The sequence below is a fragment of the Kocuria arenosa genome (genome assembly GCF_042879215.1).
GTDB lineage: Bacteria > Actinomycetota > Actinomycetes > Actinomycetales > Micrococcaceae > Kocuria > Kocuria arenosa.
The window spans coordinates 1-23,622 of the sequence record NZ_JBHZTA010000008.1 but is presented as its reverse complement, the minus strand read 5'-3'; the positions used below and the strand labels follow the sequence as shown (position 1 = coordinate 23,622).

The window sequence follows — 23,622 nt, the reverse complement described above, 5'->3', positions numbered from 1 at the left end:
CACAACTGCGGGAGGGACGACCAGGAGGGTGAGGAGCGGACATGTCCCTGGCCCGGCGCTTCCTCCTGATGCAGCTCGCCGTGGTCGCGCTGGTGACCCTCGCCGTCTCCCTGGTCCTGTTCGCCCACGAGCGCGCAGCGGTCGTGGACCGCGCCGAGGCGGTGACCCGGGTCCTCGCCACGGCCCTCGCGGACGACCCGTACGTGCTCGGGGCGGTGGGGGGTCCGGACCCGCACGCCGTCCTGCAGCCGCTCACGGACCGGCTGCTCGCGGACACGGAGCTCGACTTCGTCACGATCATGGCCCCGGACGGCACGCGCTGGACGCACCCCCTGCCCTCCTCCGTCGGGGAGGCCTACCGCGGGGACCGCTCGCACGCGCTCGCCGGGGAGACCTGGACCAGCACCGAGCGCGGCAACCTCGGCCCCTCCGTGCGCACCATCGCCCCGGTCCGCGACGAGGACGGAACGGTCGTGGCGCTCGTGGCCACTGGGGTCCTCCTCGAGGCCGTCTCGCAGCAGGCGCTCGCCCAGCTCCCCGCCGTGCTCCTCGTCGGGCTGCTGCTGCTCGCCGCGTCGGCCACGGTCGCGGCGCTCGGGGCCCGGTACCTGGGTCGGGTCACCCACGGCTGGGGGCCGGAGGAGCTCGCCCAGGTGCACTCCCTGCACGACGCCGTGCTCAACGAGGCCACCGAGGGTCTCCTGCTCGTGGACACGGCCGGTGCGGTGCAGGTGCTCAACGCCCGGGCCCGGGAGCTGCTCGGGGTCCGCCGCGCGCCGGGGGCCCCGGGCCCGGCCCGGCACGAGCGCCTCCCGGTCGCAGACCTGGCCCTGCCCGGCGCGCTGGCCGCCGTCCTGGGCTCGGGGGCGCCCGTGCAGGAGCAGTGGTTCGTGGTCGGGGAGCGCACGCTCATCGTCTCGGCCCTCCCGGCCCGCGGGGCGCTCGCCGGGCGCGGCACGATCGTGATCCTGCGGGACCACACGGAGATCTCCCGGCTGTCGGGGCAGCTGCGCGCCACCGCAGCCCTGGCCGGGGCGCTGCGGGCCCAGACCCACGAGCACGCCAATCGGATGCACACGGTCGTCTCCCTGCTGGAGCTCGGCCGCGACGAGGAGGCCCTCGACTTCGCCTCGGCCGACATGGTGCGCACCCGGGTCCTGTCCGAGGACCTCCTCGCCCACCTCGACGACCCGTTCCTCGCGGCCCTGCTGGTCGGCAAGACCGCCGCGGCCCACGAGCGCGGCGTGGAGCTGGAGGTCGTCGTGGACCCGGACGTGCCCCGCATCCCCGTCTCCCCCGCCGACCTCGTGACCCTCGTCGGCAACCTCGTCGACAACGCCGTCGAGGCCGCCGCGGCCAACGCCGCGCGGGTGCGCCCGGTCGTGGAGGTCGAGATCGCCGGGGCACCCGACGACGCCGACCCTGACCGGGGCACGGTCGTGATCACCGTCGCGGACACCGGGATGGGGGTCCCCGACCACCTCGCCCAGGACGTGTTCGGGCTCGGCGTCACCACGAAGCCGGCCGGTCCGGAGGGACGCGGCGTGGGCCTGCACCTGGTGCGGGAGGTCGTCGACCGGTGGGGCGCGCGGATCGAGCACCGCAACGACGGCGGGGCCGTGTTCACCGTGACCGTCCCGGTGGGCCGGGACGCCGTGGCGGGGCGGTCCCCGTGAGCGCGCCGGTCCGTGTCCTGGTCGTCGACGACGAGCCGCTCACCGCCGCCGCCCACGCCCAGTACGTCGATCGCTCGCCGGGCTTCGAGGCGGCCGCCACCGCCGTGTCCGGGCGGACGGCCGTGCAGGCCGTGCAGGCCGCCCGGCGGGCGGGTCGCCCCGTGGACCTCGTGCTGCTGGACGTGAACCTGCCGGACATGTCCGGTCTCGACGTGGCCCGGACCCTCCGCGCCCGCGGCGAGACGGTGGACCTGCTGGTGATCACGGCGCACCGGGACGTGGCGACCGTCCGGGCGGCGAGCACCCTCGGCGTGGTCGGCTACCTCATCAAGCCCTTCACCTACGCCGTGTTCGAGGAGAAGCTCCACGCCTACCGGCGCTACCGCTCCGCCCTGGGGGCTGGGGGAACGATGGGACAGGCCGAGGTGGACCGTGCCTTCGCGGCCCTCGGTGCGCCCACCCGCCCGGACGCGCCCAAGGGCCTGTCCCCGCAGACCCTGGAGTCCGTCACCGCGCTGATGCGGGGCGGGGAGTGGCTCTCGGCCGGTGAGGTCGCCGAGCGCAGCACGCTGTCCCGGGTCACGGCACGGCGCTACCTCGAGCACCTGGCGGCCCGCGGCCTCGTGCAGCGCCGCCCGCGCCACGGCACGCCCGGACGGCCGGAGCTCGAGTACGGGTGGGCCGGCCAGGACGTCTCCCCCGGCCGCTGACCCGGTGCCCGCCCGCGGCAGCCCGCGGCAGCCCGCGCCCCGGCCGGACGGCACGGTCGTCAGGCGGCGCGCACGGCGGCGGTCGTCACCGCCATCCGGTGCGCGGCCCGGGCCAGGTCCCGGAGGTCCGGGTCGGCCGCGCCGCGGTCGGCGAACAAGAGCTCCTGGCGGGACAGCGCGAAGGGCGCCCGGACCTCGACGAGGGGCAGCACGCGACGCCGCCGGACCTCGAGCCGATGCCGAGCGAGGGTTCCGCGTCCGGTCCCGTGCTCTCCGCCCCGGCCTCGGCCGCCTCGCCGCGGGCCACGATGTCCCCGGCCCGGAACAGGACGCCGGCGGCGATCACGCGCCACCGGGCCCGGCCCGATCCACGCCACTCCCGACCGGGAGAGGGCGCGGGGCGGTGGCGGCCGCCCCGGGGAGACGTCACGGGTTCGTGGTCGTGCGTCGGAGCGTCACCGTCCGCGAGGCGGGCGCAGCACCTCCTCGAGGGCCTCCAGCACGGTGGCGTCCTCGATCGTCGAGGGCACGGCGTAGTCCTCGCCGTCGGCGATCTGCCGCATGGTCTTGCGCAGGATCTTCCCGGAGCGGGTCTTGGGGAGCCCCTCCACCACGGCCACGTCCTTGAAGTCCGCCACCGCCCCGATCTGCCGGCGCACCAGCGCCACGAGCTCGTCCCGGAGCCGGTCCGGCGCCACGTCGGCGCCGGTCTTGAGCACCACGTACCCGGACGGCCGCTGGCCCTTCAGCGGGTCCCCCACCCCGATCACGGCGCACTCGGCCACCGCCGGGTGGGAGGCCAGGACCTGCTCCATCGCCCCGGTGGACAGGCGGTGCCCGGAGACGTTGATGACGTCGTCGGTGCGCCCCATGACGTAGACGTAGCCGTCCTCGTCCACGTGACCGGAGTCGCCCGTGGCGTAGTAGCCGGGGAACGCGCTGAGGTAGGAGTCCACGAACCGCTGGTCGTCGCCCCACAGCGTGGCCAGCGTGCCCGGCGGCAGCGGGAGGCGCAGGGCGATGTTGCCCTCCTCGCCGGTCTCGACCGGCCGGCTCAGCGGGTCCAGGATCTCCACCCGGTAGCCCGGCACCGGCACGGACGGCGAGCCGGCCTTGAGGGGCAGCCGCTCGATCCCGAAGGGATTCGCGCAGATGGCCCACCCCGTCTCCGTCTGCCACCAGTGGTCGACGACCGGGACGCCGAGCACCCGGGAGGCCCAGTGGTACGTCTCGGGGTCGAGCCGCTCGCCCGCCACGAAGAGGGTCTGCAGGGAGCCGATGTCGTGCCGGCGCACCAGCTCGCCCTCGGGGTCCGCCCGGCGGATGGCCCGGAGGGCCGTGGGCGCGGTGAACAGCACCTTGACGCCGTGGTCCTCGACGCGCTGCCAGAACGCCCCGGCGTCCGGGGTGCCCACGGGCTTGCCCTCGTAGAGCACGGTCGTGGCGCCGGCCAGCAGCGGGCCGTAGACGATGTAGGAGTGGCCCACGACCCACCCGACGTCGGACGCGGTCCACATCACCTCGCCGGGGCCGACGTCGTAGATGTTGCGCATGGACCACGTCAGGGCCACGGCGTGCCCGCCGTTGTCGCGGACCACGCCCTTGGGGGCCCCGGTGGTCCCGGACGTGTACAGGACGTAGAGCGGGTCGGTGGCCGCGACCGGCACGGGCGCCGCGGGCTCGGCGCCCTCGACGGCGGCCGCCCAGTCGAGCCACTCGACAGCGGGCCGCCCGTCGGCCCCGGCCCGGCCCCGGGCGTCCTCGACCGTGGTCTCGAACCCCGGGCGCTCGTGCACCAGCACCGTCCCGGGGGCGTGCTCGGCCATCCGCAGGGCCTCCTCGATCGCCGGGATGTACTCGATCCGCCGCTTCGGCTCGACCCCGCCGGTCGTGGTCACCACCACGACCGGCCGGGAGTCGTCGATGCGGGAGGCGAGCTCCTTCGGGGCGAACCCGCCGAAGACCACGGAGTGCACGGCGCCCAGCCGGGCGCAGGCGAGCATCGCCACGACGGCCTGCGGGATCATCGGGAGGTAGACGAGCACCCGGTCGCCCTTGCCCACCCCCCGGGCCGCGAGGACCCCGGCGAGCAGGGCGACGTCGTCCCGCAGGCGCGCGTAGCTGAAGCGCTCCTGGATCCCCAGCACCGCGGAGTCGTAGACCAGCGCGGTGCGCTCGCCGTGGCCGGCCTCCACGTGCCGGTCGAGGGCGTTGTAGGAGGTGTTGAGCTCGCCGTCCGGGAACCAGCGGTAGAGCGGGGCGGCGGCGTCGTCGAGGGCGGTGGTGGGCTCGCGCACCCAGTCCACGGCACGGGCGGCGTCGAGCCAGAACCCCTCCGGGTCCTGCACGCTGCGACGGTAGGCCTCCGCGTAGCCCTCGGCCTGCTGCGGTGTTCGGTGGTCGGTGCTCATGGGTCCCTCCCGGGGGTTGCGGTCCTGCCGGACACCCTAGTGGTGCAGGTCACATGCGACAAGGCCTCTGTATACACTGATGTGCAATGTAGCCGGGACAGGCCAAATCCCTGGCCTTCCGTCCGGAACTGTGTATACAATGCTCGTGCATTGTGATGCCTGTCACCGAGGGTCCGCGTCGCACTCCCCGACACGGTCCGCCAGAGCGAGGAGGGAGCCGTGCGAGCCAGCGACCGCGCCTACGAGGCCCTGCGGGAGGACATCGTCGAGTGGCGCCTGCTCCCGGGCCAGGTGCTCGGGGAGGTCGAGCAGTCGGAGCGCTTCGGCATCTCCCGCACGCCGATCCGCGAGGCCCTCAGCCGGCTCACCGCCGACGGTCTCGCGGAGGCGCACCGGGGCCGCGGCGTCGTGGTCTCCCAGGTCTCCCTCGAGGACGTCCGCGCCCTGTTCGAGCTGCGGGAGGCCCTCGACTGCCGGGCGGCCCGGCTCGCCGCCCGGCGCCGCGACCCCGTCGCGTTCCAGGGACTGGCCGCCGAGCTCGAGGCGGTCGTGGCCCAGCTCCACGGGCCGGGCACGGACCGGGCCGAGTACTACGACCTCGTGGAGCGCATGGACCGGGCCATCGACGAGGCCACGGCCAATCCGTACCTCACCGCGGCCCAGCGCTCCCTGCGCCTGCACCTGGCCCGGGTGCGCAAGCTCTCTCGCACCAACCCCGACCGCCTCGCGCGCGCCGCCGCCGAGCACGCCCAGATCGCCCGCGCCGTCGCGGACGGCTCCGAGGAGCTCGCCGAGGCCGCGACGCGCGTGCACCTGGCCAACTCGCTGCAGGCCGTCCTGACCACCCCCGTCCGCGAGTGGGTCCAGCCCGCTCCCCCGCTCGAGGCCGCCGGCTGAGCGAGGACCCACCTCGACCACCGCCGGCGGTCGTCCGTCCCCACGAGAGGAAATCCCATGACCGTTCTCCACTCCGTTCGCGTCCACCCGTCCAAGGACAACCTGCCCCGCGAGGAGCAGCTGGCCTGGAAGATGGCCGAGGTCGCCGCGGACCCGGTCGAGGTCACCCCGGAGGTGACCGAGATGGTGATCAACCGGGTCCTGGACAACGCCTCGGTGGCGATCGCCTCCCTCAACCGGGACCCGATCGTCTCGGCCCGGGACCAGGCGCTGTCCCACGCGCCGGGACCGCACGGGACCGGGTCCGCCCTCTACGGGGTCGCCGCGGACCGGCACAAGGTCTCCCCGGAGTGGGCGGCCTGGGCCAACGGCGTGGCCGTTCGCGAGCTCGACTACCACGACACGTTCCTGGCCGCGGAGTACTCCCACCCCGGCGACAACATCCCGCCGATCCTGGCCGTGGCCCAGCACGTGGGCTCCACCGGCCACGACCTCGTGCGCGGCATCGCCACCGGCTACGAGCTGCAGGTGGACCTCGTGAAGGCCATCTGCCTGCACGCCCACAAGATCGACCACGTCGCCCACCTCGGCCCGTCCGCGGCCGCCGGGATCGGCACCCTGCTGGGCCTGGACGTGCCGACGATCTTCCACGCGATCGGCCAGGGCCTGCATACCACCACCGCGACCCGCCAGTCCCGCAAGGGCGAGATCTCCACCTGGAAGGCCCACGCGCCGGCCTTCGCCGGGAAGATGGCCGTGGAGGCCGTGGACCGCGCCATGCGCGGGCAGACCTCCCCCACCCCGATCTACGAGGGCGAGGACGGGGTCATCGCCTGGCTGCTGGACGGCCCCGGCGCCGCCTACGAGGTGCCGCTGCCCGCCCCGGGCGAGGCCAAGGCCGCGATCCTGGACACCTACACCAAGGAGCACTCGGCCGAGTACCAGGCGCAGGCCTGGATCGACCTGGCCCGCAAGCTGCACCGCGAACGGCCCGAGCTGGCCGACCCGGCCCGGATCGCCTCCGTCGTGCTGCACACCTCCCACCACACCCACTACGTGATCGGCTCCGGGGCCAACGACCCGCAGAAGTACGACCCGACCGCCACCCGGGAGACCCTCGACCACTCGATCCCCTACATCTTCACCGTCGCCCTGCAGGACGGACAGTGGGACCACGTGGGCTCCTACGCCCCCGAGCGCGCCGGCCGCCCCGACACGGTGGCCCTGTGGAACAAGGTCACCACGGCCGAGGACGCGGAGTGGACCCGCCGCTACCACTCCCTCGACCCGGCCGAGAAGGCCTTCGGCGGACGGGCCGAGATCACCCTGACCGACGGCACCACCGTGGTCGAGGAGATCGCGGTGGCCGACGCCCACCCGCTCGGCGCCCGCCCGTTCGCCCGCGACCAGTACGTCACCAAGCTGCGCACCCTCGCCGCCGGCGTCGTCGCCGACGACGAGCTGGAGCGCTTCATCGCCGCCGCCGAGAACCTCCCGGACCTGGGCGCCGGCGAGCTGGATGCCCTCAACGTCACCGCCTCCGTCGACCTGCGCACCGGCACGAAGGGAATCTTCTAGAGCCATGCTGTTCTCCACCACCACCCCCGAGGCCAAGCGGATCGCCCTGCGCGAGATGCTGGCCGGTCCGGCCACCGTCCGGTTCCCCGGCGCCTACACCCCGCTGTCCACGAAACTGATCCAGGAGCAGGGCTTCGACGGCGTCTACATCTCCGGGGCCGTGCTCGCCAACGAGCTCGGCTTCCCCGACATCGGGCTCACCGCGCTGCCCGAGGTGGCTGCCCGGGCCGGGCAGATCGCCCGGGTGACGGACCTGCCGTGCCTCGTCGACGCCGACACCGGCTTCGGGGAGCCCATGAACGTGGCCCGCACCGTGCAGGAGCTCGAGAACGCGGGCCTGGCCGGGTGCCACATCGAGGACCAGTTCAACCCCAAGCGCTGCGGCCACCTGGACGGCAAGAACGTCGTGGACCTGGCCACGGCCGTCAAACGGATCCGTGCCGCGGCCGAGGCCCGCCGGGACCCGAACTTCCTGATCATGGCCCGCACCGACATCCGCGGCGTCGAGGGCCTGGCCGCGGCCACCGACCGGGCCAGGGCCCTGGTGGACGCCGGGGCGGACGCGATCTTCCCCGAGGCGATGGCCGACCTCTCGGAGTTCGAGGCGATGCGGGCGGCGGTGGACGTGCCGATCCTGGCGAACATGACCGAGTTCGGGAAGTCGCAGCTGTTCACCGCCGATCAGCTCCAGGAGGCCGGCGTGAACATGATCATCTACCCGGTGACCCTGATGCGCGCCGCCCTGGGCGCCATGGAGCGCGTGCTGGACGCCATCCGCACCGACGGCACCCAGGAGGCGGCCGTGCCGGACATGCTCACTCGCGCCCGGCTCTACGAGCTGGTGGACTACAACGGGTACAACCAGTTCGACTCCGGGGTCTTCGACTTCGAGGTCCCCGGACTGCACCACTGACCGCACCCACCGCACCGACCACGTGAAGGAGACCACCATGACCGAGACCCAGAGCGAGGTCCACAAGGGGCTGGCCGGCGTCGTTGCCGACTACACGGCCATCTCCAAGGTCAACTCGGACACCAACTCCCTGCTCTACCGCGGCTATCCCGTGCAGGAGCTGGCCGCGTCCTGCTCCTTCGAGCAGGTCGCCCTGCTGCTGTGGAACGGCGAGCTGCCCACCGACGACGAGCTGGCGGACTTCAAGGCCCGGGAGCGGGAGCACCGTGCCCTGACGCCGGAGCTCAAGGCGATCATCGACGCCCTGCCGACCACCTGCCACCCCATGGACGTCTGCCGCACCGCGGCGTCCGTCCTGGGCGCCCAGGACCCGCAGGCCGAGGACTCCTCCCCCGCGGCGAACCTGGCCAAGGCGCAGACGCTGTTCGCGGCCATGCCCGCCGTCGTCTGCTACGACCAGCGCCGCCGCCGCGGCCAGGACGTGGTGCCCCCGCGCGACGATCTCGACTACTCCGCGAACTTCCTGTGGATGGCCTTCGGCGAGGAGGCCGACCCGCAGGTCGTGGAGGCGTTCAACGTGTCGATGATCCTCTACGCCGAGCACTCCTTCAACGCCTCGACGTTCACGGCCCGGGTGGTGACCTCGACCCTGTCGGACCTGCACTCGGCGGTCACCGCCGCCATCGGCGCGCTCAAGGGACCGCTGCACGGCGGGGCCAACGAGGCCGTCATGGAGACGTTCGTGGAGCTGGGCATCCGCAAGGAGGAGACCGAGGCCGACGCCGAGGTCCGCGCCAAGGCCTGGATGGACGAGGCCCTGGCGGCGAAGAAGAAGGTCATGGGCTTCGGCCACCGCGTGTACAAGCACGGGGACTCCCGGGTGCCCACCATGAAGGCGGCCCTGGACACGATGGTCGCCCACTACGGCCGGGCCGAGCTGCTGGGCCTGTACAACGGGCTCGAGCGGTCCATGGACCAGGCCAAGGGCATCAAGCCCAACCTCGACTACCCGGCCGGTCCCACCTACTGGCTGATGGGCTTCGACATCCCCACGTTCACCCCGCTGTTCGTGGCCGCCCGGATCACGGGCTGGACCGCCCACGTCATGGAACAGGTCGCGTCCAACTCCCTGATCCGCCCGCTCTCCGAGTACAACGGCCCGGACGAGCGGCACCTGTAGCACAGGGCCGGCTCAGCGGGGCGTCCCGGTGACTGTCCGGGACCCGGCACGGGTGGCCCGGACCGGGGACCCGCCGACGCCCCAGGGTCGGCGACGGTTCCGGACGGGACACGGCCGTCCGCGAGGCGGACGACCGCGACGTGGGCGCTCAGTACGTGGGCGCCGCGGGCAGCCCCATGTAGTGCTCGAGCGTGGGGATGTCCTGGTCGACCATGCCGCCGGCCACGTGCACGCCGACGTAGCGCAGGTGCCACGGCTCGTAGGCGTAGCCGGTGGTCGCCGTGCGGCCCCGGGGGTACCGCACGATGAAGCCGTGCTCGTGGGCGTGCTCGCGCGCCCACGCCCCCGCCGGGGTGTCCTCGAAGCAGCTCTGCAGACCGCACTCCCCGCTCGGGTCGCCGATGTCCATGACCAGCCCGGTCTGGTGCTCGCTGTGGCCCGGGCGGGCCGAGATCAGATCCGCCTGCGCCTGCCCGTAGAGCGCCACGTAGTGGCGGTAGAGGCTCGCCTGCGTGGTGTAGGAGCGGTAGCCGCTGACCGCCGTCAGGGGCGCGCCGTCCGCCGCGGCGGACCGCTGCATCCGCCGGAACGCCGCGGCGGCGTCCGCCCGCAGCAGCTGCCCGCCCACGGCTTCGAGGGGACGGGGCACGTAGTCCGCGGGGTCGAGGGGGCGGCGCTTGTTGACGACGACGTACACCGACGCGGCGCGGTCGATCTCCCGGGCCACCCGGGTCCCGGCGCCGCGCGCCCACGTGACGGATCCGCGCTGGAAGCTCTGACGGCAGCCGCTGCTCGTGCACGACTCCCCCGAGACGGGATAGCCCAGGGCGCCGCGCTCCGCGCCGTGGCGCAACCAGGCCGCCCGGATGCCGCCGACGGTGGGATGGGCCCCGCTCGGCCGCGACCACAGCACGACCCCGCCCTCGAAGGCCTGGTAGCAACCGGCGTCACGCAGTCCACAGACCTCACGGCCCACGGGATAGCCCAGCGACCCCCGCTCGTAGCCCTGCGCGGCCCACGCCGCGCGGATCGCTCCCCAGGTGGGACGCGCCCCGGTCCGCGGGGACCAGTGGATGCTCCCGCGCTCGAACGACCGGTAGCAGCCGTCCCGGACGAGTCCGCACCGCTCCGGGCCCAGCGCCCGGCCGAGCCGGCCCTCCGCGCCCCCGAGCCGCTGGTGCTCGGCCTCGATCGCCGTGGCCGCGGACGCCGGGACGCCGAGGCCCCCGACCACCAGCGCCAGCGCGCACAGCAGCACGAGCAGGATCCGGTGCGTCCGGCCGCTCCCCGGCGTGCCGGACAGGGCGCCGTGCTGCGTGCCGGGCTGCATGGTGCGCGGTGCGCTGGGCTGCGTGGTCTCCGGCATGGCGTCCCCATCCCCCTCCGCCCGGGCGGAGTGTCCGGGCGTGCGTCCAGGCTAGGCCGCCGGCCGGTCTTCGCGACAGCACTTTCACCTGTGTGACCGGCTCCGGACGCGCCACGGAGGGCCGGGCTACCGGGCGCGCGGGTGGGCGGCGGCGTAGACCTCCCGCAGGGAGTCGACGGTCACCAGGGTGTACACCTGGGTGGTGCTGACCGACGCGTGGCCGAGCAGCTCCTGGACAACGCGCAGGTCGGCGCCGCCCTCGAGGAGGTGGGTCGCGAAGGAGTGGCGCAGCGTGTGCGGGGTGATCCGGTCGCCCAGGCCCACCCGCTCCGCCGCGCTCTTCACCGTGGTCCACGCCGTCTGGCGGCTGATCCGCCCGCCCCGGGCGTTGAGGAACAGCGCGGGCGTGCCTCGTCCCTCGGCGGCGAGCGCGGGCCGGCCGCGCACCAGCCAGTCGTCCACGGCGCGCACGGCCCAGGAGCCGAGCGGGACCATCCGTTCCTTCCCGCCCTTGCCGAACAGCCGCACGAAGGGCATCCCGGCCCCCGTGTCCTCCGGCTCACCGCTCCGGCGCACGGCCCGGGAGAGGTCGTCGACGTCAAGGCCGGTCGCCTCCGAGATGCGGGCGCCCGTCGAGTAGAGGAGCTCCAGCAGCGCCCGGTCGCGCAGCTGCTGGGGGGTCTCGGTGCCGGTCGACTCGAGCAGCGCGGTGACCTGCTCGACCGGGACGGCCTTGGGCAGGCGCATCCCGGGCGTGGGCGGCTGGACGGGGGCCGCGGGGTCCGTGCGGGTGAGGCCCTCGAGAGCCCAGAACCGGTGGGCGCCCCGGACCGCGACGAGGCTGCGCGCGGCGCTGCGGGTGCTCAGGGCAGCGCTGTCCTCCGACCCGGCGGACAGGTCCCGGAGGAAGTCGCGCACGTGTCCCGTGGTGATCCCCTCCAGGGTGGTCACGGGCGGGTCCGTGCGCTCCCGGAGGTGCTCGGCGTAGCGGCGCAGGTCCCGCCGGTACGCGGCCAGCGTGTTGGCGGCCAGGCCCCGCTCGACGGCCAGGTGCTGCAGATAGCGATCCAGGGCCCGCTCGAGCGCGTCGCCGGACGGCGTCCCGGACGTCCCGCCGGCCGGGGTGCCGGTCACCGGAGGTCGGGGTGACCGGGCCACGGGGCGTCCGCCGGGCGCAGCGACCGGTAGCCCTCCGAGCGGGCGGCGTGGGCGGCGAGAACCCCGATCACCACGGCGGGCGAGTTCAGGCGGCCCTCCAGCACCGCCCGCACCGCGCCGTCGAGCGGGACCCACGCCCCGTGGATCTCCGCCTCCTCCCCGTCGCGCGAGTGGAGCTCGTGGTCGGGGACGTCGCTGAGGCCCCGGGCCAGGAAGATCCGGTTGGCCTCGGAGGAGGAGCCCGGGCTGTTGTGGAAGTCCACGAGGACGTCCCAGCGCTCGGCGCGCAGGTCCGCCTCCTCCGCGAGCTCCCGCTGGGCGGCCGAGGCGGGGGCCTCGTCCTCGACGTCCAGCAGACCGGCGGGGATCTCCCACATGGTCATTCCGACCGGCCGGCGGTACTGGTTGATCAGGAACACCTCGTCGTGGTCGTTGAGCACGAGCACGGACACGGCGCCGGGGTGGGTGATGTAGTCGCGCCGGAGCGGGTCCTCGCCCTGGGCGAGCTCGAACTCGTCGCGCCGGACGTCCCAGATGAAGCCCTCGTAGACCGTCTCGGAGGCCACCGTGCGGCGGTCGCTGAGCTGGTCGGAGAGCTCCTCGGGTGCGAGGTGGCGGATGTCCATGGGGGTCCCTTTCGGATCGGCGGCCCGGCGCGGGCTGCCGCGGCGGCGAGCGGGGTGCGGGTGGGGTGACGGTGCAGGCGCCGGTCCTCGCGAGGACCGGCGCCTGCACCGGGGTGCCCGTGCGGCCACGGGCGGGGACTCAGCGGCCCTCGGCCTCACGGCGGTCGAGGGCCGCCTTCACGAGCCCGTCGAACAGCGGGTGCGGGCGGGTCGGGCGGGACATGAGCTCGGGGTGCGCCTGGGTGCCCACGTAGTACGGGTGCACGTCGGCGGGCAGCTCCACGAACTCCACGAGGGTGCCGCCCGGGGAGGTCCCGGAGATCACCAGTCCTGCCGCCTCGAGGCGCCCGCGGTACTCGTTGTTCACCTCGTAGCGGTGGCGGTGGCGCTCCTTGACCTCGGTGGAGCCGTAGGCGCCGGCCACCACGGACCCGGGCTGCAGCTGCGCGTCGTAGAGGCCGAGCCGCATGGTGCCGCCGAGGTCGCCGGCGCCCTCGACGAACTGCTTCTGCTCGTCCATGGTCGCCACGACCGGGTACGCGGTCTCCGGCTCGAACTCGGTCGAGGAGGCCCCGGCCAGTCCGAGCTCCGAGCGGGCGAACTCGATGACCATGCACTGCAGGCCCAGGCACAGGCCGAGGGTCGGGATGCGGTGCTCCCGGGCGAAGCGCAGGGTGCCGAGCTTGCCCTCGATGCCACGGATGCCGAAGCCCCCCGGGACGCAGATCGCGTCGACGTCGCCGAGCTCCCGCTGGGCCCCCTCCGGCGTCTCGCACAGGTCCGAGGCCACCCACTTGATCTTCACGCGGGCGTCGTTGGCGAAGCCGCCGGCGCGCAGGGCCTCGGAAACCGACAGGTAGGCGTCCGGCAGGTCGATGTACTTGCCGACCATGGCCACCGTGACGAAGTGCGCGGGCTCGTGCACGGCCTTGAGCAGGCGCTCCCACTGCGCCAGGTCGGCGTCCCGGTAGTCCAGCCCCAGGTAGTCGAGGATGTAGGTGTCGAGTCCCTGGGAGTGCAGGGTCCGGGGGATGTCGTAGATGCTCGGGGCGTCCGGGCAGGAGATCACGGCGTCGTGGTCGACGTCGCAGGCGTTGCCGATCTTGCGCAGCATCGTGTCCGGGACCTGCCGGTCGGAGCGCAGCACCAGCGCGTCCGGCTGGATGCCGAGCCCGCGCAGCGCGGCCACGGAGTGCTGGGTCGGCTTGGTCTTCAGCTCGCCCGAGGGGCCGATGTACGGGATCAGGGAGACGTGCAGGTAGAACACGTTGCGGCGGCCGACGTCCTGGCGGACCTGCCGTGCGGCCTCGAGGAACGGCTGGGACTCGATGTCGCCGACCGTGCCGCCGATCTCGGTGATGATGATGTCCGGCTGGTCGTTGCCCTGCGCGCGGCGGCGCATGCGGTTCTTCAGCTCGTCGGTGATGTGGGGAATGACCTGGACGGTGTCCCCGAGGTACTCGCCCCGCCGCTCCTTGGCGATGACCGTGGAGTACACCTGGCCCGTGGTCACGTTCGCCGAGGCGTCGAGGTTCTCGTCGAGGAACCGCTCGTAGTGGCCGATGTCGAGGTCGGTCTCCGCCCCGTCGTCGGTCACGAAGACCTCGCCGTGCTGGAAGGGGTTCATGGTGCCCGGATCGACGTTGAGGTACGGATCCAGCTTCTGCATCGTCACGGAGAGCCCGCGTGCCCGCAGCAGCATCCCGAGGGACGAGGCGGTCAGCCCCTTGCCGAGGGAGGAGGCCACGCCGCCCGTCACGAAGATCTGGCGGGTCACCTTGCCCGGTCGCTGGTTTTCGGTCTGCTGTGCGCCGGCCACGTGGGCGGCTTCGTTTGCATTCACCACGGAATTCGACCCTATCATTCTTGTCCGCTCAGGACGTCGGTTGCGTGCTGGGGATCACCGTGCGCGGACACCTCAGAGCACTGCCCCGCGGACCAGTTCCCGGGCGTGCTCGCGCGCCGCCGCGGAGTCCTCGTGACCCGCGAGCATCCGGGCGAGCTCCACCACGCGCTCCTCCTCGTCGAGCACGCGCACGTCGCTGACCGTGGCGTCCGTGCTCTTGGTGACGAGGATGTGCTGGTCGGCGAAGGCCGCGACCTGCGGCAGGTGCGTCACCACGAGCACCTGGACGTGCTGGGCGAGCATCTTCAGCCGGCGGCCGATCTCCACGGCCGCCTTGCCGCCCACGCCCGAGTCCACCTCGTCGAAGACGAAGGTGGGCACGGGGTCCACGGCGGCGAGGACCACCTCGATGGCGAGCATGAGACGGGACAGCTCACCGCCGGACGCACCCTTGCCGAGGGGCCGCGGCGCGGCGGCGGCGTGCGGCTTGAGGAGGAAGGAGATCTCGTCCCGCCCGTGGCCGGAGAACTCCTGCGTCGGCTCGACCTCGATGACCAGGGAGGCGTTGGGCATGGCCAGCGCCGTGAGCTCGGAGCTGACGGCCTCGGAGAGCCGGTGCGCCGCGTCCCGGCGCCGGTCGGTCATCCGCGCCGCCAGCTCGCTCAGCTCGGCGTGCAGCTGCTCGAGGCGAGCCCGGAGCTCCTGCTCCCGCGCGGGGTCGTCGGTGAGCTCGTCGAGGCGCGCCCGCGAGCGCTCCGCCCAGTCGAGGACCTCGTCCACGGAGGCGCCGTACTTGCGGGTCAAAGTCTTGAGCCTGGCCCGCCGGGACTCCACCTCGGCCAGGCGGGCGGGTCCCTCGTCGTCGAGGCCCGAGGCGTAGCCGGAGAGGTCCGCGGCGATGTCGTTGACGAGCACGGCGAGCTCGCCGACCCGCCCGGACAGCTCCTCGAGATCACGGTCGGAGTCGGCCTCCTGCTGCAGGGCCCGGTGCGCCGCCGCCACGAGGGCGGTCGCGTCCGGCGTGTCGGCGTCGGCGAACTCCCCGCCGCTCAGGGCGGCGTGGGCCGTGAGGGCGGCGGCACGCAGCTGCTCGAGGTTGGTCAGCTTCTGGCTCTCCTGGTCGAGGCGCTCGTCCTCCCCGGGCTGGGGGTCCACGGCGTCGATCTCCTCCAGGGCGCCCTGCAGGCTCTGCGCCTCGAGCGCGCGCTCGCGGCCGTGCTCGGTGACCTCGCGCAGGGTCTGCTGCCCGGAGCGGTACTCGGCGAGCCGCTCCCGGTAGCGGCGCAGCTCCGCGGCCAGCTCCTCCCCCGCGTACTGGTCCAGGGCGTGGCGCTGGGCGGCCGGGGACTTCAGCCGCAGCTGGTCGGACTGGCCGTGCACCGCCACCAGGGTCTGGCCCACCGCGGAGAGGGTGCCCACGGGAGCGGAGCGGCCACCGACATGGGCGCGGCTGCGCCCCTCCGCGGTCACGGTCCTCGCGACGGTGACGAGGGCCTCCTCGGCGTCCCCGACGGCCTCGACGTCGACCGCCCCGCCGGCGTCCTCGACGAGGGCGGCGGCCGGATGGCCGACCGGGACCCGCACGACGGCCTCGGCGACGGCCTTGGGCGCCCCGGAGCGCACGGCGCCGGCGTCGGAGCGGTTGCCCAGCAGCATCCCGAGGGCGGTGACCACCATGGTCTTGCCCGCGCCGGTCTCACCGGAGAGGATGCTCAGCCCCGGGCCGAGAGGCAGCACGGCGTCGGTGATGACGCCGAGGTCGTGGATGTGGATCTCCTCGATCATTCAGCCGTCCTCCCCGGTCTCGTCCCGGGTGCGGCGGGACGGGGCGTCCGGCTCGTGGGGCATCTCGTGCCCCACCGTGGACTTCTGCAGCTCCTGTGCCCGGCCGCCGGCGCTCTGGTCGCCGCGGACGGTGGGCAGGGCCGTGGTCCGCGCCGCGGCCGCTTCGTGCGGGGGCACCGGGCCGCGCCAGCCGCTCGTGGGCAGCTCGAACTTCTTCACGAGCCGCTCCGAGAAGGGGGTGCGGTGCATCCGCGCCAGGTTGACCGCCTTCGGGGAGCGCACCACCTCGATCCGGGAGCCGGGCGGCAGCTCGGTGGTCCGGCGCCCGTCGCACCACAGCACGCCGCGGGCGTCGGTGCGGGTGAGGACCTCGACGGCCATCATGGAGTTCGGGGAGATGACCAGGGGCCGGGCGAAGAGGGCGTGGGCGCTGAGCGGCACCATGAGCAGCGCCTCGACTTCGGGCCACACCACGGGCCCGCCCGCGGAGAACGCGTAGGCGGTGGAGCCGGTGGGGGTGGCGAGGACCACGCCGTCGCACCCGAAGGTGCTCAGCGGCCGGCGGTCCACCTCGATGACCACCTCGACCATCTTCTCGCGGTCGCCCTTCTCCACCGAGGCCTCGTTGAGCGCCCAGGTGTGCAGGACCTTCTTCTCGTCCTGCCACACGGTGACGTCGATCGTCATGCGCTGCTCCACCGTATAGCGCCCGTCCACGATGGCCTCCACGGACTCGCGCAGGTCGGAGCGCTCGCTCTCGGCGAGGAAGCCCACGTGGCCCAGGTTCACGCCCAGCAGCGGGGTGTCCACGCTGCGCACCAGTTCGGCGGCGCGCAGGATCGACCCGTCCCCGCCGAGCACCATCACGAGCTCGACCTCCCGCAGGGAGACGTCCTCCTCGATGACCTCCACGGGCGCGAGGGGCACCGCGTCCTCCTGGAGCGCCTCGAGGTCGTCCCGCGAGATCACCGGCACCAGGCCTGCCTCGTGCAGCTGGAGACAGGAGTCGCGGGCGGCGTCCTTGGCCTCCTGCCGGCCCATGTGCGCCATGACCAGGATCTTTCGGCTCACCGGGTCCTCCCGTTCTCGACTGCTCGGTGCGCGCGGGCGTCGTCAGGACCGGGACCGGCCCGTGGCGCACGCCGTGCCCGCGGACCGGGCACCGCTCACCACCCTACGCGAGGGCGGGGACAGTCAGGACGGCGGATCCCGGCGGCACCACAGGAAGAACTCATGGTTGCCGTCCTGGCCCGGCAGCGGGCTGCGCTCCCGGCCCCGGACCGACAGTCCGTGGCTCCGGGCCGCGGCAGCCACCGCCTCGACGGCCCGGGCACGTTCCAGCTCGCTCGTGACCACCCCCGTGCGGGCGAGACGGTCGGCGCCGACCTCGAACTGCGGCTTGACCATGAGCACGAGGTCCCCGCCCGGCACCGTGGCCTCCGCCAGTGGTTCCAGGACCAGGGTCAGCGAGATGAACGACAGGTCGCAGACCGTGAGCTCCGCCCGGCCGCCGATGTCCTCGGGGCGCATCCAGCGCACGTTCATGCCCTCTAGCGCCCGGACCCGCGGGTCCCCCCGGAGCGAGGGGTCGAGCTGGTCGTGGCCCACGTCCACGGCGACCACCTCCCGGGCGCCCCGGCGCAGCAGCACGTCGGTGAACCCACCCGTCGAGGCGCCGGCGTCGAGGCACCGCTTGCCCGCCACCTCGATGTCCGGGAAGGCGGCGAGCGCCCCGGCCAGCTTGTGCCCGGCCCGGCTGACGTAGTCCGGGGCGGCGGCGGGCCGGACCTCCAGCAGGTCGTCGGGGCCGACCCGGACGGAGGGCTTGGTCGCGGGCCGGCCGTTCACGAGCACCCGGCCCTCCCCGATCCACCGGGCGGCGACCGTGCGGGAGCGGGCCAGTGTCCGCGCGGTGAGCTCCTGGTCGAGACGGGCGCTCACCGCGGCCCCGCCTCCTCCTGTCCGGTCCGGGGGCGCGGCACGAGGCCGGCGGGGACGGTGCCGGGCTCGGCGTCGAGCTCGGCGACGAGGGCCGCGTGCAGCTCCCCGTAGCGGCCGGGGTGCTCGGCGACGGGCAGCCTTTCCAGCTCGCCGGCCCGGTCGAGCACCGCGTCCACCCCGGCGTGACCGGTCGGACGCAGGGCTGCTCCGCCGTCCCCCGCCGCGTGCGGCGGCCCGGCGTCGGCGGTCACTTCCCCGCCTCCCACTCGGGGTCGGGGACCACGGGGACGTCGGTGTGGGGGTGTGCCGCCCACCAGGCCGCGCATGCGGCCCGCCAGGCGTCGAGGTCGTCCTGGGCGCCCCGGATCCGCAGCCGCGTGCCGTCGGTCTCGGCCTCCGCCGCCCCGCAGCGCGCGGTGTGCCCCCCTGCCGAGGACGAGACCTCGACGTCGGGGTACGGCTCGAAGAGCGCGTGCAGGGTGCCGACGACGTGGTCCGGGCGCTCCGCGGTGCACGCCGCGAGGATCGTGTGCACGGTGTCCACCCCGGTGAGGACCGCGATCGTGGCGAAGCCGGCGGCGTTGCCGCCCCGGATGTCGGTGTCCAGCCGGTCCCCCAGCACCACGGGACGGGTGCTGCCCGCCCGCTCGGCGGCGGTGCGGAAGATCGGGGCCTCCGGCTTGCCGGCGACGACGGGCGGCCGCGCCGTCGTGGCCGCCACGGCGGCCACGAGGGTGCCGTTGCCGGGCGCCAGGCCGCGGGCCTGTGGAATGGTGCGGTCGGTGTTGGTCGCGACCCACAGCACGTCCGGGTCGGCCAGCGTGTACGCGGCCTCGGCGAGCTCGGCCCAGCCCAGGCCGGGGTCGAAGCCCTGGATCACGGCGCGGGGCGCGTCGGACTGGGCCCGGACCGGGACCAGCCCGGCGTCCGCGACGACGTCGGCCAGGGCCTGGGAACCGGTGACGAGCACCGCGGTGCCGGCCGGGACCCGCTGCGCCAGGAGCTCGGCTCCCGCCTGCGCGGCGCTCACGACGCCGTCGGGGCCGGTCGGCACGCCCAGGTCCGTCAGGTGCTCGGCGACCGTCGCGACGGAGCGCGAGGCGTTGTTCGTGACGTACACCACGGGCACGCCGTCCGCGGAGATCCGGCGGAGGATCTCGGGTGCCCCGGGGATCGCGTGCGGGCCGGCGTAGACGACGCCGTCCAGATCGCTCAGGACGGCGTCGAACCGGTCGAGCAGCCGTTCAGCCACGCTGCGGGCCGCCGTCCTCGACGTCGCCGGCGTCCTCGCCGCCGAGGTCGACGAGATCCGCGTCGTCGTCCGGGTCGAGGTCGTCCTCGGAGCCGCCCTCGAAGTCGTCGTCGGGGTCCAGGTCGTGCTCCTGGTTCTCTCCCTCGTCGTCCGGGTCCTCGTCCGGGTCCTCGTCGGCACCCTCGTCGAGCACATCCTCGGTCTCGTCGTCCATCCCGCCGTCGGGGTCGCCGCCCAGGTCGCCGTCGGCCGCACCGGTCGCGCTCCCTGCCAGGTTCGGCCCGACGGTCTGCCCGGCAGGGCCGTGGGCCGGGGCGTCCGCCCGGTCCTGGCCCGGCATCTCGGCCGTCTCCTCGGCGCCGGCCAGGGCGACGCCGTTCGCCGGCACCTGCTCGGTCTCGTCCTCGTCGTCGAAGTCGACGATCTCCGGCTCGGCGAACTGCCCCGTCCCGAGGGCGGCCTCGGCCACCACGGCCTGCCGGTCCCACGTGAGAGCCTCATGGTCCCTGCCGACGCCCCTCAGGGTCTCGGCGTACGCGCGGAACAGCCGGGGGCTGTAGGGGAAGCCCCGGTTCTTGTCGAGCTGCGGAATGGTCAGCGCGTCCACCGCCCCCTGCGCGTCCCCCTGGTCACGTCGCATGCCGGCCAGGACGATGGCCAGTTCCACCCTCTCGCTGGGCTCGAGCGACTGCACGGCCTCGGACGTCGCGAGCTCCACGGCCTTGTCCAGGCGCCCGAGGGCCCGCTCGCAGTCGACCATCAGGGGAAGGTGGATCTCGGCGCCGGTCATCCGCCGGAACGTGCGCAGTTCCTTGAGCGCCAGCGCGTAGTCACCCGCCTCGTACGCCGCGATCCCGGTGGCCTCCCGCACCGCGGCGATGCGGCCGCCGCGCCGTCCGGCCGCCTGTGCGTGCTCGAGCGCGAGTTCGGGGACGTCCGTCAGATAGCGCCCGGCCATGACCAGGTGCTTGGCGACGGCCTCGGCATTGCGCGGTTCGAGTGCCCCCAGCTGGGCGCGGGTCGGTTTGTCGAGCTCGCGACCCGTGATGTCCTCGTCGACCTCGGGCGCACGGTGACGGTGGGTCGAGACGTCGTCCCGGTCGTCGCGCCGACCACGGAAGCCTTCGTTGCGGTCCGGGAATCCACCGCGGCGGTCACCTCGCGGGGCGTATCCACCCCGGCGGTCGTCCTGCCGGTCGTCACGCCGGCGGTCATCACCGTAGCCTCCGCGGCGGTCACCCTGCCGTTCGTCACGACGGTCACCTCGCGGGGCATAGCCGCCACGGCGGTCGTCCTGCCGGTCGTCACGCCGGCGGTCATCACCGTAGCCTCCGCGGCGGTCACCCTGCCGTTCGTCACGACGGTCACCTCGCGGGGCATAGCCGCCACGGCGGTCGTCCTGCCGGTCGTCACGCCGGCGGTCATCACCGTAGCCTCCGCGGCGGTCACCCTGCCGTTCGTCACGACGGTCACCTCGCGGGGCATAGCCGCCACGGCGGTCGTCGGGCCGGTCGCCCCGGGGGGCGTAGCCGCCACGACGGTCGTCCTGCCGGTCGTCACGCCGGTCGTCACGCCGACCACGGTAGCCCTCACCCTCACGGCGTGGCCCCCGATCACCCTGGCGGTCGTCCTGCCGCTCGCCCCGCGGAGCGTACCCACCACGACGGTCGTCCTGGCGGTCATCGCGCCGACGGTCATCGCCGTAGCCCCCGCGGCGATCACCCTGCCGCTCGTCACGCCGGTCACCCCGGGGGGCGTACCCACCACGACGGTCGCCTTGGCGGTCATCGCGCCGATCTCCGCGCGGGGCATAGCCACCACGGCGGTCGTCCTGCCGCTCGCCGCCGGGCCTGCCGGTGGCGCCCCGGCCCTCGGAGTCGCGTCCGCGCGTCTCGCCGTCGCGGGCTGGGCTGCGCCGTCCGTCATCGAACCGGCGTCGGGACGGCGAACCGGACCGGTCGCCCTGGCGCCCGGCTCCTCCGCCGGACCGGCGATCGCCGGAACTTCCGTTCCCGCGCTCGTCCCGGGACCCGTGCTGGAAAGACTCGGACACGTACCGCTCCTCTGTGCCGACGCGGTGCCGGTCGGCTCTCGTGGATGTCGGCGGTGGCCGGAGAACGGTCCGCCATGCTGATCGTTCCCATTGTATAAGCACGTCCGGCGCCCCTCGGTCCCGATTCGTCCCCGGCCTCCCCCTCGTCGGATGATGGGCCCATGACCAAAAAACCCCTCACGTCCCACCTCCTGGTGCGCGTGCTGCTCGGCATCGTCCTGGGCATCGCCTGCGGTCTGTTCTTCCCCGAACCGGTCGCCCGGCTCTTCCTGACGTTCAACGACCTCTTCAGCGCTTTTCTCGGCTTCATCGTCCCGCTGCTGATCGTCGGTCTCGTCACCCCGGCCATCGGTGACCTCGGCAGAGGGGCCGGCAAGTGGCTGGGCGTGACCGCCGCCATCGCGTACGCGTCCACCGTCCTCGCAGGCCTGCTGGCCTTCGTCGTCGCGCGTGCGGGATACCCGTGGCTGCTGGACGGGGAGCGCGACGTCGACGCCCTCGCCAACCCCGAGGAGAGCGCCCTCACCGGATTCTTCACGCTCGAGATGGAGCCCGTGTTCGGCGTCATGACAGCACTCCTCCTGGCCTTCTGCCTGGGCGTGGGCATCACCCTCATTCCCGGTGACACCCTCCACAGGAGCATGGACGACCTCCGGCGGATCATCATGCGCATCGTGGAACTGGTCATCATCCCGTTGCTGCCCCTGTACATCTTCGGGATGTTCATGGGCCTCACCATGAACGGTCAGATCCTGGTGGTCGTCTCCACCTTCTCGAAGGTGGTGCTAGTCGCCCTGGCCCTGTCCGCCGTCCTGCTCATGGCTCAGTACGTGCTCGCCGGGATCTACGTGGGTCGGAACCCCGCGGTCCTGCTGAAGAACATGCTCCCCGCCTACGCCACCGCGCTGGGCACGTCGTCCTCCGCCGCGACCATCCCCGTCACCCTCAGGTGCGCGGAGGCCAACGGCGTCCGGCCGTCCGTGGCCGGCTTCGTGATCCCGCTGAGCGCGACGATCCATCTCGCGGGTTCGACCCTGAAGATCGTGCTGTTCTCGGCAGCCGTCATGACCATCACCGGCACCCCGATCGACGACCTGGCCTATGTGGGCTTCATCCTCATGCTGGGCATCACGATGGTCGCCGCCCCCGGTGTCCCCGGCGGTGCGATCATGGCAGCCGTCGGTCTGCTCCAGGGCATGCTGGGCTTCGACGAAACCGCGGTCGCCCTCATGATCGCCACGTACATCGCCATCGACTCCTTCGGCACAGCGACGAACGTGACCGGGGACGGCGCCATCGCCGTGGTCATGAACAAGCTCATCGACAGTCGCACCGTGACCGGGTCCGTCCAGGAAGCTCAGGAGGGGCTGACGCTCTCGGAGGCACAGACCATTCGGTAGATCTCCGCGCAGCGGGTTTGCACCAGGACGAGGAAGGCCCCGACCGCGCGGTCGGGGCCTTCCTCGTCGTGGGCCGAGCGGCCCACGGAACAACAGGGACCGGAACATCAGGGACGAAGCGTCCAGTGGAGCTCGGTGACCATGTCAGCGGGGTCGTCGCCCGGCCGCGGCTCGGTCACGTAGACCTCCCACATGCGGTCGCCGAGAGAGAGCCCCTGGTGCTCCACCCACTCCGCCAGTCGCTGCCAGGACTGCCCCAGGTCGTCGTAGTTGCCGCGGTGCACGGACGTCGCCACCCGGGAGGCAGACAACCGGCCGGCCACCACGGTCCCTTTGGGGGTGACCTCCCCCTGCACCGGGAAACCCACCTCCAGGTGCACCGTCTCCGCGGGCACTCCGTGATACACGGCCATCGGAGGTCCTGACGGCTCGAAGGCCCCGTCGGCCATGGCCCGACCCAGTTCGTCGAAGGCACGGTCGAAGAACGCCCGCAGCTCGCCCATGGCAACGGTCCCCGTCACCACCGCCGTGGCCTGCTCGTGCTGCTCGGTCACTGTGGGAGTCTCGGCATCATGGTTGGTCGCATCCATGCCAGCATTGTCCGCCGATGACCGGGACCGCGCTTGTGTTACAGGGGGCCGGCAGAAACGTGGGCTGATCGTTCCGCTGCCGGCCGGGTGCGGGCCCGGTGTGGTGCCGGTGCGGTGCAGTGCCTGTGCTGCGATGCCTGTGCCCTGCTGCGGTGCGGTTGCGGGGGGTGTTAAATGCGGGGAGCCCCCGCACGGTGTGCGGGGGCTCGACCCTTGGTGGTGTGGTCCGGCGGTGTCCTA

21 protein-coding genes are annotated in these 23,622 nt (G+C 73.5%); 8 read left to right on the top strand and 13 right to left on the bottom strand.

What is annotated here, in order from left to right:
- Window positions 1-41: 41 nt before the first annotated feature.
- Together ACFYE3_RS13780 and ACFYE3_RS13775 are read left to right on the top strand one after the other, a co-directional pair.
- Window positions 42-1,676 (top strand): sensor histidine kinase, encoded by a 1,635-nt coding sequence (locus tag ACFYE3_RS13780; RefSeq protein WP_387610071.1) that lies wholly within the window; start codon window positions 42-44, stop codon window positions 1,674-1,676.
- On the top strand, window positions 1,673-2,386 hold the full coding sequence (locus tag ACFYE3_RS13775; RefSeq protein ID WP_387610069.1) for a response regulator: 714 nt from the start codon (window positions 1,673-1,675) through the stop codon (window positions 2,384-2,386). Before ACFYE3_RS13780 ends, ACFYE3_RS13775 begins: the two co-directional genes overlap by 4 nt.
- 59 nt (window positions 2,387-2,445) lie before the next feature.
- Here the strand turns inward: ACFYE3_RS13775 and ACFYE3_RS13770 are convergent, their stop codons facing one another.
- Both ACFYE3_RS13770 and ACFYE3_RS13765 read right to left on the bottom strand, forming a co-directional pair.
- Window positions 2,446-2,598, bottom strand: coding sequence for an encapsulin (locus ACFYE3_RS13770; RefSeq protein ID WP_387610068.1), 153 nt, complete (start codon window positions 2,596-2,598; stop codon window positions 2,446-2,448).
- A gap of 243 nt (window positions 2,599-2,841) precedes the next feature.
- Complete coding sequence (locus ACFYE3_RS13765) at window positions 2,842-4,797, bottom strand: AMP-binding protein (RefSeq protein ID WP_387610066.1); 1,956 nt, start codon at window positions 4,795-4,797, stop codon at window positions 2,842-2,844.
- A 219-nt stretch (window positions 4,798-5,016) separates the two neighbouring features.
- Here ACFYE3_RS13765 and ACFYE3_RS13760 point away from each other — a divergent pair, with 219 nt between their 5' ends.
- From ACFYE3_RS13760 to ACFYE3_RS13745, 4 genes are read left to right on the top strand one after another with little or no spacing between them, the layout of a single operon-like run.
- The gene (locus tag ACFYE3_RS13760; protein ID WP_387610064.1) at window positions 5,017-5,694 is read left to right on the top strand and encodes a GntR family transcriptional regulator; all 678 of its coding nucleotides are present in this window, start codon (window positions 5,017-5,019) and stop codon (window positions 5,692-5,694) included.
- Between the two features lie 57 nt (window positions 5,695-5,751).
- Complete coding sequence (locus ACFYE3_RS13755) at window positions 5,752-7,272, top strand: MmgE/PrpD family protein (protein ID WP_387610062.1); 1,521 nt, start codon at window positions 5,752-5,754, stop codon at window positions 7,270-7,272.
- 4 nt (window positions 7,273-7,276) lie between these two features.
- Window positions 7,277-8,185, top strand: a complete 909-nt coding sequence (gene prpB, locus ACFYE3_RS13750) for a methylisocitrate lyase (RefSeq protein WP_387610061.1) — start codon at window positions 7,277-7,279, stop codon at window positions 8,183-8,185.
- A 37-nt stretch (window positions 8,186-8,222) separates the two neighbouring features.
- On the top strand, window positions 8,223-9,365 hold the full coding sequence (locus ACFYE3_RS13745; protein ID WP_387610059.1) for a bifunctional 2-methylcitrate synthase/citrate synthase: 1,143 nt from the start codon (window positions 8,223-8,225) through the stop codon (window positions 9,363-9,365).
- Window positions 9,366-9,513: 148 nt separating this feature from the next.
- On the opposite strand, the gene ACFYE3_RS13740 is transcribed toward ACFYE3_RS13745, so the two are convergent.
- The 10 genes from ACFYE3_RS13740 to ACFYE3_RS13695 all read right to left on the bottom strand — a co-directional run bounded on the left by ACFYE3_RS13740 (window position 9,514) and on the right by ACFYE3_RS13695 (window position 20,297).
- Entirely contained in the window at window positions 9,514-10,731 is a 1,218-nt protein-coding gene (locus ACFYE3_RS13740) for a D-alanyl-D-alanine carboxypeptidase family protein (protein WP_387610057.1), read from the bottom strand.
- Window positions 10,732-10,857: 126 nt separating this feature from the next.
- Complete coding sequence (locus ACFYE3_RS13735) at window positions 10,858-11,865, bottom strand: site-specific tyrosine recombinase XerD (RefSeq protein ID WP_387610055.1); 1,008 nt, start codon at window positions 11,863-11,865, stop codon at window positions 10,858-10,860.
- Window positions 11,862-12,515: an NUDIX domain-containing protein gene (locus ACFYE3_RS13730; protein ID WP_387610053.1), complete on the bottom strand. Its 654-nt coding sequence runs from the start codon at window positions 12,513-12,515 to the stop codon at window positions 11,862-11,864. Before ACFYE3_RS13730 ends, ACFYE3_RS13735 begins: the two co-directional genes overlap by 4 nt.
- Window positions 12,516-12,654: 139 nt before the next feature.
- Window positions 12,655-14,379 carry a CTP synthase gene (locus tag ACFYE3_RS13725; RefSeq protein WP_387610051.1) on the bottom strand — a complete coding sequence of 575 codons (1,725 nt, stop codon included), beginning with the start codon at window positions 14,377-14,379 and terminating at the stop codon, window positions 12,655-12,657.
- A gap of 54 nt (window positions 14,380-14,433) precedes the next feature.
- Complete coding sequence (recN, locus tag ACFYE3_RS13720; RefSeq protein ID WP_387610050.1) at window positions 14,434-16,146, bottom strand: DNA repair protein RecN; 1,713 nt, start codon at window positions 16,144-16,146, stop codon at window positions 14,434-14,436.
- Window positions 16,147-17,217, bottom strand: coding sequence for an NAD kinase (locus ACFYE3_RS13715; protein ID WP_387610048.1), 1,071 nt, complete (start codon window positions 17,215-17,217; stop codon window positions 16,147-16,149).
- 123 nt (window positions 17,218-17,340) lie between these two features.
- Window positions 17,341-18,087: a TlyA family RNA methyltransferase gene (locus ACFYE3_RS13710; protein WP_387610046.1), complete on the bottom strand. Its 747-nt coding sequence runs from the start codon at window positions 18,085-18,087 to the stop codon at window positions 17,341-17,343.
- Window positions 18,084-18,338, bottom strand: coding sequence for a hypothetical protein (locus ACFYE3_RS13705; RefSeq protein ID WP_387610044.1), 255 nt, complete (start codon window positions 18,336-18,338; stop codon window positions 18,084-18,086). Before ACFYE3_RS13705 ends, ACFYE3_RS13710 begins: the two co-directional genes overlap by 4 nt.
- Window positions 18,335-19,339, bottom strand: coding sequence for an HAD-IIA family hydrolase (locus ACFYE3_RS13700; protein ID WP_387610043.1), 1,005 nt, complete (start codon window positions 19,337-19,339; stop codon window positions 18,335-18,337). Before ACFYE3_RS13700 ends, ACFYE3_RS13705 begins: the two co-directional genes overlap by 4 nt.
- Window positions 19,332-20,297, bottom strand: coding sequence for a hypothetical protein (locus tag ACFYE3_RS13695; protein ID WP_387610041.1), 966 nt, complete (start codon window positions 20,295-20,297; stop codon window positions 19,332-19,334). Before ACFYE3_RS13695 ends, ACFYE3_RS13700 begins: the two co-directional genes overlap by 8 nt.
- Here ACFYE3_RS13695 and ACFYE3_RS13690 point away from each other — a divergent pair.
- Window positions 20,250-21,473, top strand: a complete 1,224-nt coding sequence (locus tag ACFYE3_RS13690) for a hypothetical protein (RefSeq protein WP_387610039.1) — start codon at window positions 20,250-20,252, stop codon at window positions 21,471-21,473. The two genes, ACFYE3_RS13695 and ACFYE3_RS13690, sit on opposite strands and share 48 nt — an antisense overlap.
- An 80-nt stretch (window positions 21,474-21,553) precedes the next feature.
- On the top strand, window positions 21,554-22,792 hold the full coding sequence (locus tag ACFYE3_RS13685; RefSeq protein WP_387610037.1) for a dicarboxylate/amino acid:cation symporter: 1,239 nt from the start codon (window positions 21,554-21,556) through the stop codon (window positions 22,790-22,792).
- A gap of 107 nt (window positions 22,793-22,899) precedes the next feature.
- Here ACFYE3_RS13685 and ACFYE3_RS13680 read toward each other — a convergent pair whose 3' ends face one another.
- The gene (locus ACFYE3_RS13680) at window positions 22,900-23,346 is read right to left on the bottom strand and encodes a GyrI-like domain-containing protein (protein ID WP_387610035.1); all 447 of its coding nucleotides are present in this window, start codon (window positions 23,344-23,346) and stop codon (window positions 22,900-22,902) included.
- Window positions 23,347-23,622 lie beyond the last annotated feature (276 nt).